Genomic DNA, 15,231 nt, shown 5'->3' with positions numbered 1-15,231 from the left:
CCCGGAGGACCGGGCGGCCATTCCTTCCGAGCCCTCGAGGGCAACGCGCCATCAGCCATACCCGGTCCTCCCGGACCGCCTCACATTCTTAGGGAACGGGCCATGAGCGACTACCTGCTGCGGACCGCACGCGTGGACGAGATCCCCGCCGTGCTGGCGTTCTGGGCCGTGGCGGCCGAGGGCACCAGCATCACCGACGACGCGGACGGCGTGACCCGGCTGATCGAACGCGACCCCGAGGCCCTGATCCTCGCCGAACGCGAGGGCGCCATCCTCGGTACCGTCATCGCGGGCCACGACGGCTGGCGCTGCCACCTCTACCGCCTCGCGGTCCACCCGGACGCCCGCCGTCAGGGCATCGGCACCGCCCTGCTCGACGCCGCCCACACCCGCTTCGCCGCCCTCGGCGGCCGCCGCGCCGACGCGATGGTCCTGGAGCACAACGCCCTCGGCCAAGCCGCCTGGCACGCCGCCGGCTACGCCCGCGAGGACCGGTGGCGGCGCTGGACCAAGCCCCTGGGCTGACGCGTCGTCAGGCTCGGAGCGGGCCTTGCGGGACCGTTGCACCGCACGGGAACGACCGGTCGGCCCGCTGCTATGGTGGCCCGATGGCATCCGTTAGGCAGGTTCAGGTCACGTTCGACTGCGCGTCGCCCGAGCGCGTCGCCCGCTTCTGGTGCGAGGTCCTCGGGTACGTCGCCCCGGCTCCTCCGGAGGGCTTCGCCTCCTGGGACGACTTCAACGCCTCGCTGCCGCCGGAGAACCGCGACGCCTGGTTCTCCTGCACCGACCCGTCGGGCGTGGGCCCGCGCCTCTACTTCCAGCGCGTCCCCGAGGGCAAGGTCGTCAAGAACCGCGTCCACCTCGACGTCCGCGCCGGCACCGGACTCGTCGGCGCCGAGCGACTCGCCACCCTCCAGGCCGAAGCCGACCGCCTCATCGCGCTCGGCGCGAGCATCGACCGCATCCTGTACGCCGACGAGGAGAACGAGTCCTGCATCGTGATGCTCGACGTCGAGGGCAACGAGTTCTGCCTCGACTGACCGCCGCCGGTGGAACCTCCCCGGTTCCCTCCCCGCGTCACTTCCCCAGGAGGTGGGCGAAGTCGTTGCCGAGGGTGGCGAGGACGGGGAGGGCACCGAGGTCGGTGATGGCGCCCACGGGGATCGAGTAGCCCTGGTCGGGGACGGGCTCCGCGGCGGCGGCCGAGCCGGCGGGGAGCAGGACGGCGGCGACGAGGGCCAGAGCGGTGAGGGCCTGAGCGGTGAGGGCGGTGCGCATCGGCAGTCCTTGGCAGGGCGAGGCGGTGACGGTCGGTCAACGTCCGCGCGGGCCCGGAGGTGACGGTGTGCCGCCCGTTCGGCGGAGCCCGGTGCCCCCGCGGACAGCAGCTGCGACCCGCTCGGCCCGCCGTCGTCAAGCGAGCCGAGCAGACCTGCCGCGGCGACAGCGTCCGGCTGATGAACGGTCAGCTGTGGGCGGGGCGCCGAGGGTCAGGGGCGCAGCGGCTCCAGGGCCTTGAGGATGCGCGACCAGGCGTCGTCGGCGGCGTGCGGGCGGTAGGTGGCCGGCCGGTCCTCGCAGAGGAAGCCGTGCGGGGTGTCGGGGTAGCTGACGAGTTCGTGGCGGACGCCCGCGGTGGTCAGGCGCCGGCCGATGCGCTCCCACTGCTCGGGCGGGACGACGTGGTCCTGCTCGCCGACCAGGCCGAGGACGGTGGTGCCGTGGGAGGCGAGGGCGGCGGCCCCGGCGGGGGAGAGCGGGGGCTCGGGGTCGGCGAGCGCGATGCCGCCGTCGATGGCCCAGCCGGGGTAGCAGGCGGTGATCACGTCGAGCGGGAGCAGCGTCCCGGCCAGCAGGGCCAGGTGGCCGCCGAGGGAGAAGCCGGCGAAGCCGCGGCCGGGTCCTGCGCCGAGTCCGGTACCCAAGGTGAGGGCGTTGGCGGTGTCGGCGGCCACCTGCTCGGGGGTGAGGGAGCCCAGCAGGTGGAAGCCCTCCTCGCGGCCGCGGTCGTGGTAGCCGAGTTCGGCGCGGGGGCGCACGCGGCCGAAGAAGTCCGGTGCGGCGGCGGCGAATCCGGCGGCGGCCAGGCGGTGGCAGATCCCGCGGACCCAGGCGGTGACGCCGAACAGCTCCATCCCGACCACCACGGTGGCGGCGGGCGGCTGATCGGTGGGCGCGGCGAGGTAGATCTCGGGCCCGTCGGCGGGCTGCGCCCAGCGGGCCGACACGGCGGTGGAGCTCGGAGCGTCCGAACGCGGCACTTCTTCCCCCGTACTGGCAGGGCGCCCCGGCGGGTGGGTCCGGGACGCCGGGTACACGTCAGGCGTCAGGGTACTCCCGCCGGTCGGAGCGTGATCGACTGACGGGGTGTCAGCGGCGGAGGCGGCGGCGAGCGGTGAGCGATGGCAGCGCGGCAGCCGGTGTGACGGCGCGTCAGAACGCCGCGGCGTGGCGGACGGTGAAGGCGGCGGCGTCCCAGGTGCCGCCGAGCGACGGGGCGAGCGAGGCGGCGGCGAGGGTGCGGAAGGCGGTGGCGTCGTGGGCGGCCGCGCCCGCCGGGACGGCGCCGAGCAGCGGGGCACCGGCCACCGCGGGCAGGTCGGCGAGGTTGCAGCGGGCCGCCAGGTCGGGGTCGGCGGGCCAGCTGCCGACCACCACGCCGCGCACCGGCAGACCGCGGTGGCGCAGTGCCTCGGCGGTCAGCGCGGTGGTGTTGAGGGTGCCCAGGCCGGCCGCGGCCACCAGCAGGAACTCCACCGGCACGCCCAGGGCGAGGGTGGCCGCCGCCATGTCGGCGAGGGTGCGGCCCTGCTCGTCGTAGCGGACCAGCAGGCCGCCCGCACCCTCCACCAGGACGGTGCCGTGGCGGTCGGCGAGTGCGGCGACCGTCTCGGCCACCTCGGCCGGGGAGAGCGTGGGCAGGCCGGAGCGGTGCGCCGCGGTGTCCGGGGCCAGCGGCTCCGGGTACCGGACCAGCTCCACCCCGTGCACGGCCGGCCCGGCCAGCCGCAGCACCTCCGCGACGTCCCCCGGCTCGCCCGGCGCCACCCCGGTCTGACCGGGCTTCAGCACCGCGACCGCCCCGGCCGCGAGCGCGGCCACGGCCGCAGTGGTCACGGTCTTGCCGACCTCGGTGCCGGTGCCGGTGACGAACAGGACGGACATGGCTGGTGCTTCCTCGGTTCTCGTGGGGTGAGTGCTGCCTGACGAACATCGGTGACCGGGCGGGGGCTGCCGACACCCCCACTGCGACGGCGTCGGTCAGGCGGAGGCCGCTGCGGCGGCGGCCACCGCCCGGGTGATCGTGGCCAGGTCGTCGTCGGTGGTGATGAACGGCGGCATGGTGTAGATCAGGTCGCGGAAGGGCCGCAGCCAGACGCCGTGGGCGGTCGCGGCGGCGGTCGCGGCGGCCATGTCGACCGGGGCGTCCAGCTGGACCACGCCGATCGCGCCGAGGACGCGGACGTCCCGGACGCCGGGGAGCTCCGCGCAGGGGGCGAGGCCGTCCAGCAGCCCCGCCTCGATGCGTTTGACCTCGGTGCGCCAGTCCTGACGCAGCAACAGGTCGATGGAGGCGTTGGCGACGGCCGTGGCCAGCGGGTTGCCCATGTAGGTCGGGCCGTGGGCCAGCACCGGGACCTCGCCGCGCGAGATGCCGTCGGCCACCCGGGTGGTGCAGAGCGTGGCGGCCAGCGTCAGGTAGCCGCCGGTCAGCGCCTTGCCGAGGCACATCACGTCCGGCGAGACGCCCGCGTGGTCGGCCGCGAAGAGTTCGCCGGTGCGGCCGAAGCCGGTGGCGATCTCGTCGAAGACCAGCAGCACGTCGTGGGCGTCGCACAGCTCGCGCAGCGCCCGCAGGTAGCCGGGGGAGTGGAAGCGCATGCCGCCCGCGCCCTGTACCACCGGCTCGACGATGACCGCGGCCAGCTCGTCGGCGTGGGTCTCGATCAGCTCGGCGAGGTGGGCGAGGTACGCCGCGTCCGGTGCCTCGTCGAAGCCGGCCGGCGGCTCGGCGGCGAACAGCTGACGGGGCAGCACGCCGCCCCACAGGTGGTGCATCCCGCCCTCGGGGTCGCACACCGACATGGGGTGGAAGGTGTCGCCGTGGTAGCCGCCGCGCCAGGTGAGCACCCGGCGCTTGTCCGGCCGGCCGATCGACACCCAGTACTGCAGGCACATCTTCAGCGCCACCTCGACCGACACCGAACCGGAGTCGGCGAGGAACACGTGCTGCAGCGGCTCGGGCGTCAACTCGACCAGCCGGGCCGCGAGTTCGACGGCGGGCTGGTGGGTCAGCCCGCCGAACATGACGTGGCTCATCCGGTCGAGCTGCCCGCGCACCGCCGCGTCCAGCTCGGGGTGCCGGTAGCCGTGGATCGCCGCCCACCAGGACGACATCCCGTCCACCAGTTCCCGGTGCCCGCCGACCGGCTCGGCCAGCCGCAGCCGCACCCCGGCGGCGGACTCCACCACCAGCGGCTGCACGGTGCCGGGCATCGGGCCGTACGGGTGCCAGACGTGGGCCCGGTCCAGTTCGAGCAGCCGGGCCGGGTCCATGGGTGTCGCCGTCATCAGGCGTTCGGGGCCAGCTCGGTGCCGGCGCCGCGGCGGCGGACCCGGACCAGGTCGGTGCGGGCCTCGTCGGACGCCTCGGCGGCGACCGGGGCGAGCTCGGGCGCCTCCTCGGCGTGGCCGCCGCACGGGCCGCAGGCGCCGGTGCCGCAGGAGCCGGAGGCGCAGTCGTGCTCCGCGCCGCCGCCGCAGCCGGAGCTGACGCGGTGTCGGGGCAGGGTGGTCTGGTCGGCGCCCTCGACCTCGAAGCCGGCGTCCCGGATCATGTCGAGGTCGGCCTGGCCGGCCTGGCCCTCGCTGGTCAGGTAGTCGCCGAGGAAGATCGAGTTGGCGATGTGCAGGCCGAGCGGCTGCATCGCGCGCAGGTGGACCTCGCGGCCGCCGGCGATCCGCACCTCGATGTCCGGGCAGACGAAGCGGACCATCGCCAGGATGCGCAGGCAGCGCTGCGGGGTGAGGTTCCACTCCTCGGCCAGCGGGGTGCCCTCGAACGGGATCAGGAAGTTCACCGGCACCGAGTCGGGGTCGAGCTCGCGCAGGGCGAAGACCACGTCGACCAGGTCCGAGTCGCTCTCGCCCATGCCGGCGATCAGGCCCGAGCAGGCCGACAGGCCCGCGCCGTGGGCCTTGGTGACGGTGTCCACCCGGTCCGCGTAGGTGTGGGTGGTGGTGATGTCGCCGTAGGTGCCCTCGGAGGTGTTCAGGTTGTGGTTGTAGGCGTCCGCACCGGCCGCCTTCAGCCGCTCCGCCTGGTTGTCGGAGAGCAGGCCGAGGCACGCGCAGACCTCGACGGTCTCGTCGGCGCCCTTGATCGCGGCGATGGTGTCGGCGACCCGGTCGATGTCACGGTCCGTCGGGCCGCGGCCGCTGGCCACCAGGCAGACCCGCTTCGCGCCGCCGGCGACGCCCGCCGCCGCGGCCTCGGCCGCCTGGTCCGGCTTCAGCCAGGTGTACTTGAGGATCTCCGCCTTCGAGCCGAGACGCTGCGAACAGTAGGAGCAGTCCTCCGGGCACAGCCCGCTCTTCAGGTTGACCAGGTAGTTGAGCTTCACCCGGCGGCCGAACCACTGCCGCCGCACCCGACCGGCGGCCGCGACCACGTCCAGCAACTCGTCGTCGGTGGTGGCCAGGACGGCCAGCGCCTCCTCGCGGGTCGGCAGTTCCCGGCGGAGGCCCTTGGCGGTGAGGGTGTCGAGGAGTTCCATGCGCCTGATCCTGCCTGGGCCGCGACGGCTTGCGCCAGAGGGGACACGCCAGAAGATCGCCGCCGGGATGTGCGAGTTGTCACAGTGTCGGCGCTCACAGTAGCCCCGACCGGATCGACCTGGGCGGCGACCGCCGGCCGCGTTGGTTCCCAGACGTCCGACCCGCCGGACAGACGGTCCGATCAGCTGCTTACAATCTCCGCCATGACCTCGCAGCGGCAGCCGCACACCCTCGCGGCCGAGCACCAGCCACCGGCCGGACACCGGTCCGCGGGCGAGCGCGGGCGCAAGGCCGCCATGTGGAGCATCGTCGCTGCGCTCGCCGCCGGCGGGGTGTGGCTGGTCAGCAAGCCCCACCCGGGCGACGTGCTGCCCGGCCTCGGCCCGACCAGCAACCAGCCGTCCGCCTCCCCGCTCGCCGTGGGGCAGGCCGCTCCGCCGCTGACCGAGGCTCAGTCCTTCAACACCGAGCGGTACTTCCCCGCCCAGCGGGCGATCGAGCTGGACGGCTACCGGGCCCGCCGCACGGCCGGGCGGGACGGCGCCGACTGCCAGGCGATCCAGCTCGACAAGACCCGCGACCTGCTCAAGGACCTGTCCTGCCAGGGCTGGCTCGCCCTCGCCCTCACCCGCACCGACCAGCAGGTGATCAGCAGCGTCGCGGTGCTGCGGTTCGCCGACCCGCGCGCGGCCGGCCGGGCGCTGGAGGCGATCCGGGACAAGGCCGCCGACTTCGAGTTCACCTACCCCGACGGCGTGGGCGCCCCCGCCGCCACGGTCAAGCCGATGACCGCCGCCCGCATCGAGCAGGCCGGCCACTACCTGACCGTCACGCTCTCCCGCTACGCCGACCAGCGCGCCGGGACGGCCCCCGACGCGCTGCTGATCGACTCCACCCGGTCCGCCGCCGCGGCGGCCGGGTCGCCCTTCATGTGGATGTGACGGCCGCTCAGAACCAGTCCGGCGAGGTCTCCGCGGCGGTCCGGTCCAGGCTGTCCAGTAGGTCGAACTGGGCTGCGGTGCGCGGGAGTTCGACGCGGAAGAAGTAGCGCGCGGCCTGCCGCTTGCCGCGGTGGAACGGCTCGTCGGCGGCGCCCAGCGCGAGGTACTGCTCCAGCCAGATCCAGGCCAGCACGGTGTGCCCGACCGCCTCCAGGTAGACCGAGGCGTTCGGCAGCGCCAGCTCCGGGTCGCCGGCCGACCACAATGCCGCCGTGCTGCGGGCGATCCGGTCGCCGGCGGCGACGAGCGCCGCAGCGAAGTCCGCCGCCTCGCCGCCCGCGGCGGTGGCCCGGGCGGCGGTCGCGGCGAAGGACTCCAGCAGCAGCGCCAGCCCCGCGCCGCCGTCCTGGACCGCCTTGCGGCCCAGCAGGTCCAGGCCCTGGATGCCGTGGGTGCCCTCGTGGATCGCGTTCAGCCGGTTGTCCCGGTAGAACTGCTCCACCGGGTAGTCCCGGGTGTAGCCGTAGCCGCCGTGCACCTGGATGGCCAGGTCGTTGGCGGCCAGGCACCACTGCGAGGGCCAGCTCTTGGCGATCGGCGTCAGCACCTCCAACAGCCGCCCGGCGCGGTCGCGTTCGGCCTTCCGCGGGCCGGTGCGCTGCTCGTCGATCAACCGGCTGCAGTACAGGCTGAGCGCCAACGCGCCCTCCACGTAGGCCTTCTGCGCCAGCAGCATGCGGCGGACGTCCGGGTGCTCGATGATCGGCACCTGCGGGGCCTCGGGATCGCGGGCGGTCAGCGGGCGGCCCTGCGGGCGGGTGCGGGCGTAGTCCAGGGCGTGCAGGTAGCCGGTGTAGCCGAGCGCGGTGGCGCCCAGGCCGACGCCGGTACGGGCCTCGTTCATCATGTGGAACATGTAGGCCAGCCCGCGGCCCTCCTCGCCGACCAGTTCGCCGACCGCGCCCGCCGCGCCCTCCGGCGTGCGGGTGCCCTCGCCGAAGTTCAGCACCGTGTTGACGGTGCCCCGGTAGCCCATCTTGTGGTTGAGCCCGGCCAGTGCCACGTCGTTCCGCTCGCCGAGCGAACCCTCCGGCGTGACCAGGTACTTGGGGACGACGAACAGCGACAGCCCCTTCACGCCCGCCGGTGCGCCGGGGGTGCGCGCCAGCACCAGGTGGACGATGTTCTCGGTCAGCTCGTGGTCGCCGCCGGAGATCCACATCTTGGTGCCGAACAGCCGGTACCGGCCGTCCTCCTGCCGCTCCGCCCGGGTGCGCACGTCGGCCAGCGAGGAGCCGGCCTGCGGCTCGGACAGGCACATGGTGCCGAAGAACCGGCCCGCCGCCAGCGGGCGGACGTACGTCTCGACCTGCTGCGGACTGCCGTACGCGGCCAGCAGGTTGGCGTTGGCGACGGTGAGGAACGGGTAGGCGGCGGTGCCGACGTTGGCGGCGTGGAACCAGGCCATGCAGGCGTTGGCGATCACCGTGGGCAGCTGCTGGCCGCCCAGCTGGCGGTCCATCGCGGCGGAGAGCAGCCCGGAGCCGGCGAACACCTCCAGCGCGGCCTTCACCTCCGGGACCAGGTGCACCCGCTCGCCGTCGAAGCGCGGCTCGTTCAGGTCGGCGAGGCGGTTGTGCGGGGCGAAGTGCCGGGTGGCGATCTCCTCGGCCAGCTCCAGCACCGCGTCGAAGGTCTCCCGGTCGTGCTCGGCGTAGCGCTCCCGGGAGGTCAGCGCGGTGGCGTCGAGCCAGTCGTACAGCAGGAAGTCCAGGTCACGGCGGGACAGCAGCAGCGAGGTCATGGCGCACCGTTCGGGGGAGGGGACCGTAGGCGGTGATCCTACTCGCGGGTAGCGCCGGGCGGGAGGAGTGCGACGCCGGGCCCGACCCCCGTGGGGAGGGGTCGGGCCCGGCTGTCGGGGGACGGGTCAGGAGTTGAAGAGCTGCAGCTCGGAGAGCTGGCCGGCGGGCCAGCCGGTGTTGCCGGTGAAGGTCAGCCGCAGGTAACGGGTGCTGGTGGCGGGCAGGTTGACGGTGGCGGTGTTGCCGGTGGCGGGGTCGAAGGTGTAGCCCGCGGAGCCGGTCAGGGTGGTGAAGGTGCTGCCGTCGGTGGAGCCCTGGACGGTGATGGTCTGGGTGCGGGTCGCCCACGCCGAGGGCGGCGGAAGCTTCAGCACGGCCCGGGCGAGCGTTGTGGCGCACCCGAGGTCGACCTGGATCCACTGCGGGAAGGCGTTGTTGGCGCTCTCCCAGTACGAGTTGGCGTCACCGTCGACCGCGTTGCCCGGGCCGTAGGTCTGGCTGGTGCCGGAGGCGGTGGCCGGCTTGCCCTGCGCCAGGTTGCCGCTGCCCGGGTTGCAGGCCGGCGGGGTGCTGGAGGAGGACGGGCTCGGCGACGGCGAGGGCGAGCCGGTCGCGCCGGTGCCCAGGAAGGCCTGCAGCTCGGAGAGCTGGCCGGCGGGCCAGCCGGTGTTGCCGGTGAACGTCAGCCGCAGGTAACGGGTGCTGGTGGCGGGCAGGTTGACGGTGGCGGTGTTGCCGGTGGCGGGGTCGAAGGTGTAGCCGGCGGAGCCGGTCAGGGTGGTGAAGGTGCTGCCGTCGGTGGAGCCCTGGACGGTGATGGTCTGGGTGCGGGTCGCCCACGCCGAGGGCGGCGGGAGCTTCAGCACGGCCTTGGACAGGCTCACCGCGCAGCCCAGGTCGACCTGGATCCACTGCGGGAAGGCGTTGTTGGCGCTCTCCCAGTACGAGTTGGCGTCACCGTCGACCGCGTTCTGCGCCGGGAAGCCGCCGTTGGTGCCGGAGGCGGTGGCGCTCTTGCCCTGCGCGATGTTCCCGGTGCCGCTCGGGCAGACCGGCGGGGTGCTGGTGGACGGGCTCGGCGACGGGGACGGCGAGGACGAGGCCGAGGTGGACGGGGACGGGCTCGGCGAGGGGCTGGAGGTGCCGCCGCCCGCCGGGACGCCGTTGTAGGTCCAGACCGGGGCCGGCCACTGGCCGGTGCAGGTCGAGCCGCTGATCCCGGAGTTGCCGCCGCCGTCGGTGATCTGGAAGCCGGTGCCGACGCAGTTGTGCACCGGGGTGGCCGCCTGGGCGATGTGCTTCGCGGTGACGTTGGTGAACTTCATCTGGGCGTTGGCCTGCGCCTGGATGGCGTAGGTGCCCGCGCCGTCGATGTTCACGTTGGTCATGTTGACGCCTGTGACGCCGCCCTCGATGGTCTGGATCGCCTCGTAGGAGGAGTCCAGGATGTCGGTGTCGGTGACGTTGATGGTCGCGCCGTTGATCGGCTCGTTGAGACCGTCGAACCAGATCGCGCCGACGCCGAACTGCCAGTTGAAGTCGCTGTTGCCGGTGCGGATCAGGGTGTTGCGGGCGGCCGTGATGGTGCCCGCGACGGCCGTGCCGTTGCCGGAGGAGACGCCCGGGTAGCGGTTGGCGATGTGCAGGCCGCCGCCGTTGGTGATGGTGTCCGCCATCACGTTGTCCGAGATGGTGAAGTCCTTGCCGCCGTACGTGACGATGTTGTTGGCGAGGATCGGCAGCACCACGGTGTTGTGGGTGAAGCTGTCGTTGGTGTTCGCCACCCGCTCCGGCCAGGAGGCCAGGCCGTCGTCACCGGTGTTGCGCAGGAAGGTGTTGGTGACGGTCGAGTTGGTGACGCCGGTGTGGAAGTTCACGCCGTCGGCGGTCTGGTCGAGGATGCGGCTGTTCTTGATGGTGAAGTGGTCCATCGGACCGTCCATCCACGCGCCGACCTTGGTGTGCTGGATCCACAGGTCGTCCACCGTGGAGTTCGACATCGCGCCGCCGAGGCCGTTGACCTGGTCGTCGTCGACCCGCTCGCGCACGTCGCCGATGATCGCGAAGTCCTTCAGCGTGACGTTCTGGCTGGGACCGCCGGCCTCCTGCGGCCGGATCGCGCCGCCGTAGCCGCCGCCGGACACGTACTTGCCGTAGATGCCCGCCGCGCGGTTGCGGTTGATCGGGTCGCGGCCGCCGAGCACGCTGTACCAGGGGCCCGCCCCGGCCAGGGTCACCCTGTCGACCACCACGTGGTCGTACAGGGTGAAGTTGCCCTGCGGGATGTAGACCGTCCGGCCTTGCGCCGCACCGGCGTTGACCGCGGACTGGAACTTGGCGGTGGAGTCGGTGGCGCCGGTGGGGTCGGCGCCGAAGTCCGCGACCACGTCGATCGCGTTCGCGGGCTTGGCGATCGGCGGGGCGACGTTCTCGAAGTCCGCCAGGTCGATGGTGAAGGTCGGCGACTGGGCGGTCGAGGAGACCTGCAGCCGGATCTTGGTGCCGGCCGGGTAGCTGCTGCCGAGCAGCGTCCGGGTCTCGTCGAAGAAGTGGTGCGGGTTGCTGTCGCCGGGGTTGTTGTTGAACGGGTAACCGCCGTAGTACCAGCTGTACTTGGAGGTCACCGGGACGCTCTTCAGCTGCTGCCCGTTGACCAGCAGGTCCATCGAGGCGTCCCGGCCCTTGCCGTCGGACGAGTCGGGCAGGCTGTAGCGGAAGTCGATCGCGTTGGCCGCCGCGGTGAGCGTGAACTCGACGTACTGGCCGACCGCGTTCAGCGTCACGGCCTGCCGGCCCGAGGCCTCCGAGACCAGGTGTCCGTAGAGCCGGTCGGGAGCGACCACGGTGCCGTTGGTGGCCGCGTACTCGGCCTCCTGCTCGACGAACGGGACGCCGGCGCCGCGACCCGGCACGCTCAGCGGCGACAGCGCCGGGACGCCCGCGGCGTGCGCCGAACCGGCGTTGACGACCACCGCGGTCATCAGGCCGGCCGCGCCGAGGGCGAGAGCGGTCAGCGAGGCGACGGTCCGCCTGCCATGTGTGGGGGGATTCTGCATGGGTGACCGTGCTTCCTGCAGGGGGGAATGGCCCGGGTGGTGGCCGGGCGTGCCGAGCGTAGGCGCGCGGTGGTACGAAGTCCACGGGTAAGTGCAAAAAATATACAGATTGACGCAAGATCAGCGATTGGATCCCGAGGGAACTCGACCCCACCGCCAGGTCGTGCCGTCGTGCGTACCCCACCTGTTCGGCCTAGTTTCGGAGGAGGGGGAGAGACCCCGAGGTGACGTGATGGTGCTCCTTGCCGCGCCGGTCGCATCGACGATCGCCGCCGACACCGCCCGCTGGAACCAGTTCTTCGCGGACTGGGTCAGGCCGATGGGGGTGGTGGTGATCGTCGCCGCGATCGTGCTGGCCGTGCTGATCGCCTTAAGCGGTCTGCTGACCCGCGTGATGGTCTCCTGCCGCGCTGACGCCTGGAAGTCGAGGTCGATCTGGTGCTGGGCGGCGGTGGGCGGTGCGGCGATGCTCGCGGTCGGCGCCCTCGCCACCGTCTACCCGATGTTCGCCCCGTTCCACGACGCGCTCTGGCTGGTCGTCGCCTTCCCGCTCGGAGTCGTCCTCCCCGGCGTCGTGCTGGTCGCGCTGGCCCACGGTCTGCGGTGGAACCACGGACACTTCACCCGGCCGCGGTTCGTCATGCCGTCGGGCACCGCGCTCGCGCTCGCGCTGCTCTGGACCGGTCTGCTCGCTTACTTCCTGACGGCCGCACACGAAGGCAGGCTGATCGTCGCCGGTGTCGGCCTCGTCGTCCTCGGGGTGACCGCGGTCTCCACCGCCCTCGGCCAGAGCCTGCGCATCCAGGTCGAGGCGCAGGACCCGACCGGCGCGGCCGACCCCGCGGCCTCCGACTACGTGCTCAGCCGGCTGCAGCACCTGAGCACCAAGCCGGTCGACAAGAAACTCGGCATCTCCCGCGCGTCCGAGTTGAGCAAACTGCTCAGCGAGGACCTCAGCGCGATGCCGGCCGGCAACATCGCCGGCGCCGTCGCCAAGATCCTGTACGCCATCCGCCCGGGCCTCACCTGGCGGGCCCGGGTGACCACCGTCGACCGCGACCGGGTCACCGTGACCCTCACCCGCAACGGCATGCACGCCTTCAGCGCCTTGGTCAGCCGCCCCGAACTCGGCCTGCCCGCCATTCCCCCCGACGCCGCCGAGCCCGCCCTCACGGAAGCCACCGACCGGGCCCGCGCGCAACTCCTCACCGGTGCGGCCGCCTGCGTCCTGGTCGGGCTCAGCAAGGGCCACCGGGAGGTGAGCCGTGGACTCTGCGGAGCGAAACAGTGGACGGCCGTCGCCCTCCACGTCATCGCCGCCGACCCCGCCCTGGTCAACGACCCGCCCCTGCAACGCGCACTGCTCAGACAGGCGGTCCACATCCAGCCGGGCTACGGACCGGCACGCTTCGACTACCTGACCGCCCAGTTCGTGGCCACCAGCCAGAAGCCCGAGGACCGGCTCCGCTTCGCCCGACTGCTGGCGCCCCTGATCGCGCTCGCGAAGGACGAGAACGGCGACATCGAGTACGGCTGGGAGGCCGTCTACCTCGAATCGCTGTACAGCCAGATCGCCCTCTGGATCGGCGCCTACCTCGGCGAACACGGCCGGCCCGACCGCAGGAAGATCACCAAGCTGATGGAGAGCGAACCGAAACTGGTCTCCGACGCCGAGGCCGCCACCGCGGAGCTGACGAGGGCCTGCGACGACCTGGACGACCGGTGCGAGCAGGAGAGCAGACGCTTCGACACCGGCGAACTGCGCCGCTACATCGGGGCCATGAAGAAGACCTCCGAGCTCATCGGCGACATCCTCAAGCTGATCCGGGACCAGGAGCGCCACCGCGGGCCGCGGCAGTCGACCTGGAAGTCCCCGGTGCCCGAGCCCGTTCCCTCGCCCGAACTCGCCTACTCCTACGCCCGGTTGGCCGCCCTGATCCGCCACTGCGGACTGCGGCCGGGCGAACTCGGCGAACTCGAGGACCACCTGGCGTTCGCCATCGCCACCGAGAAGGACCGGCGCAACCTCAGGGCCGACCCGTCCTTCGCCGAACTGCTGCGCCGCCGCAAGCTCGAGACGATGGACGTCATCGGCATCGAGGAACGGCTCGGCATGCTCGAACTCCCGCCCTTCGCCCCGTTCGCCGACCGGCTCCGCGCGGCCGGCCTCACCAGCTTCGCCGCACTCATGGCGGGCACCTCCGGCGGCGCCGACCGGCAGGAGCTGGCGAACTACCTCGAGGTCTCGCCGCTGCGCGCCGGCCACCTGATCGGCATCGCCCAACTCTCGAAGCTGCACGAGGACCTGAGCCGGCCGGAGGTGGTGAAGGTGTTCCTCGACGTCGGCGTCACCTGTCTGGCCGACCTGCAGCGCCGGGTGCGCGAGAACGACAGTTGGCTGACCCGCAGGCTGCGGAGGCTGGCCGTCGAGCGGGACCTGAGCGCAGAGCCCGCGTTCGCCCAACCCGCAAGGTGGCACGAAGCCCTGGAGCGATGGTCGCTCCCCTCCGGCCGCGCCGACGGCGCCGTCCGAGCGGACATGGGACCGACGGCCGACCGTTGGGCGTGACGGTGCGTCAGGGGCGCAGGATCAGGCGGATCGGGTCGCCCTGCTTGGTGTGCAGGCGTTCGACGGCCTCGGCGGCGCGTTCGAGGGGGAGGACCTCGCTGATCGAGCGGGAGAAGTCCAGGCGGCCGCCGGCGGCGAGGGCGATGAGCTGCGGGACGGCGTCGTCCTCCGAGCCGTAGTGGCCCAGGAGTTGCTGCTGGAGGTAGCTGAAGCGGATGCTGTCGGCGATGGTCAGCGGCTGGTCCGTCAGGCCGACCAGGACCAGCCGGCCGCGTGCCCCGAGCACCTTCAGGGCCTGCTCGCGGACGGCCGGGACCCCCGCGAAGTCGAACGCGGCGGCCAGGCCGGCCCCGGCGGTGGCCGCGCCGATCTTCGCCCGCAGCTCCGAGTCGGCCGAGTCGAGGGCCAGGTCGGCGCCGAAGGCGAGGGCGCGCTCGCGGGCGGCGGGGGCCGGGTCGACGGCGATGATCGGGTGGGCGCCGATCGCACGCAGCAACTGCACGCCGTGCGCGCCCAGACCGCCGACGCCCCACACCCCGACCGGCTCCCCGGGGCGCACCCGCCCGGTGGTGGTCACCGCGCCCCACGGCGTGGAGACCGCGTCCGGGATGATCGACCCCTGCTCGAACGGGATCGACCCGGGCAGCCGGAACAGCGTGTCGACCCGGGCGAGCGCGTACTCCGCCCAGCCGCCGTCGTAGTCCACCCCGCGGGTCCAGACCGCCGCGCCGCGCTTCTCACCGGCCTGCAGCACCACCCGGTCGCCGACCTGCCAGCTGTCCGCGTCCGGTCCCGACTCGGCGACGGTGCCCGCGACTTCGTGGCCCAGCGTGACGCTCTCGGTGGGCAGGTACAGCGGGGTGAGCGAGCCGTCGACGAGGTGGACGTCCGACAGGCAGACGCCCGCCGCCTCGACCTTCACCAGGACCTGGCCGGGCCCGGGGACCGGGCGCGGCACCTCCTCCACGGTCAACTTCCGGGTGGGGACGTGCAGTCGGACGGCGCGCATCACGGCCATGGCGGTCTCCTTCGGGGGCTATCGCAAGGCGACTTGCGTTGTCGAGGCTACGTCGCGCCCC

At 73.0% G+C, this 15,231-nt stretch carries 12 protein-coding genes; 4 read left to right on the top strand and 8 right to left on the bottom strand.

The window, feature by feature from the left end:
* Positions 1 to 102 precede the first annotated feature (102 nt).
* Together ACWD4U_RS32540 and ACWD4U_RS32535 are read left to right on the top strand one after the other, a co-directional pair.
* Positions 103 to 525 (top strand): GNAT family N-acetyltransferase, encoded by a 423-nt coding sequence (locus ACWD4U_RS32540; protein WP_363460981.1) that lies wholly within the window; start codon positions 103 to 105, stop codon positions 523 to 525.
* Between the two features lie 83 nt (positions 526 to 608).
* The gene (locus ACWD4U_RS32535) at positions 609 to 1,043 is read left to right on the top strand and encodes a VOC family protein (RefSeq protein WP_363460983.1); all 435 of its coding nucleotides are present in this window, start codon (positions 609 to 611) and stop codon (positions 1,041 to 1,043) included.
* 37 nt (positions 1,044 to 1,080) lie between these two features.
* On the opposite strand, the gene ACWD4U_RS32530 is transcribed toward ACWD4U_RS32535, so the two are convergent.
* The 5 genes from ACWD4U_RS32530 to bioB form a co-directional block, all read right to left on the bottom strand.
* A complete protein-coding gene (locus ACWD4U_RS32530; RefSeq protein ID WP_363460985.1) occupies positions 1,081 to 1,281 on the bottom strand; it encodes a hypothetical protein in 201 nt (66 codons plus the stop codon).
* Positions 1,282 to 1,493: 212 nt separating this feature from the next.
* A complete protein-coding gene (locus ACWD4U_RS32525) occupies positions 1,494 to 2,264 on the bottom strand; it encodes a dienelactone hydrolase family protein (RefSeq protein WP_363460987.1) in 771 nt (256 codons plus the stop codon).
* A gap of 172 nt (positions 2,265 to 2,436) precedes the next feature.
* A complete protein-coding gene (gene bioD, locus ACWD4U_RS32520) occupies positions 2,437 to 3,168 on the bottom strand; it encodes a dethiobiotin synthase (protein ID WP_363460989.1) in 732 nt (243 codons plus the stop codon).
* 96 nt (positions 3,169 to 3,264) lie between these two features.
* Positions 3,265 to 4,575 (bottom strand): adenosylmethionine--8-amino-7-oxononanoate transaminase, encoded by a 1,311-nt coding sequence (locus ACWD4U_RS32515; protein WP_363460991.1) that lies wholly within the window; start codon positions 4,573 to 4,575, stop codon positions 3,265 to 3,267.
* On the bottom strand, positions 4,575 to 5,780 hold the full coding sequence (gene bioB, locus ACWD4U_RS32510) for a biotin synthase BioB (protein WP_363460994.1): 1,206 nt from the start codon (positions 5,778 to 5,780) through the stop codon (positions 4,575 to 4,577). Before bioB ends, ACWD4U_RS32515 begins: the two co-directional genes overlap by 1 nt.
* Before the next feature lie 204 nt (positions 5,781 to 5,984).
* Between bioB and ACWD4U_RS32505 the strand changes: the two genes are divergently transcribed.
* A complete protein-coding gene (locus tag ACWD4U_RS32505) occupies positions 5,985 to 6,722 on the top strand; it encodes a hypothetical protein (RefSeq protein ID WP_363460996.1) in 738 nt (245 codons plus the stop codon).
* Positions 6,723 to 6,729: 7 nt separating this feature from the next.
* On the opposite strand, the gene ACWD4U_RS32500 is transcribed toward ACWD4U_RS32505, so the two are convergent.
* Positions 6,730 to 8,526 (bottom strand): acyl-CoA dehydrogenase, encoded by a 1,797-nt coding sequence (locus tag ACWD4U_RS32500; protein ID WP_363460998.1) that lies wholly within the window; start codon positions 8,524 to 8,526, stop codon positions 6,730 to 6,732.
* Between the two features lie 126 nt (positions 8,527 to 8,652).
* Positions 8,653 to 11,583 (bottom strand): discoidin domain-containing protein, encoded by a 2,931-nt coding sequence (locus tag ACWD4U_RS32495; protein WP_363461000.1) that lies wholly within the window; start codon positions 11,581 to 11,583, stop codon positions 8,653 to 8,655.
* Between the two features lie 232 nt (positions 11,584 to 11,815).
* Here ACWD4U_RS32495 and ACWD4U_RS32490 point away from each other — a divergent pair, with 232 nt between their 5' ends.
* Positions 11,816 to 14,152 (top strand): hypothetical protein, encoded by a 2,337-nt coding sequence (locus tag ACWD4U_RS32490; protein ID WP_363461002.1) that lies wholly within the window; start codon positions 11,816 to 11,818, stop codon positions 14,150 to 14,152.
* Between the two features lie 7 nt (positions 14,153 to 14,159).
* Here ACWD4U_RS32490 and ACWD4U_RS32485 read toward each other — a convergent pair whose 3' ends face one another.
* Positions 14,160 to 15,170 carry a zinc-binding dehydrogenase gene (locus ACWD4U_RS32485; RefSeq protein ID WP_363461004.1) on the bottom strand — a complete coding sequence of 337 codons (1,011 nt, stop codon included), beginning with the start codon at positions 15,168 to 15,170 and terminating at the stop codon, positions 14,160 to 14,162.
* Positions 15,171 to 15,231 lie beyond the last annotated feature (61 nt).

This window comes from Kitasatospora sp. NPDC002522, from assembly GCF_053595195.1.
This window is presented reverse-complemented; position numbering and strand designations above follow the sequence as displayed.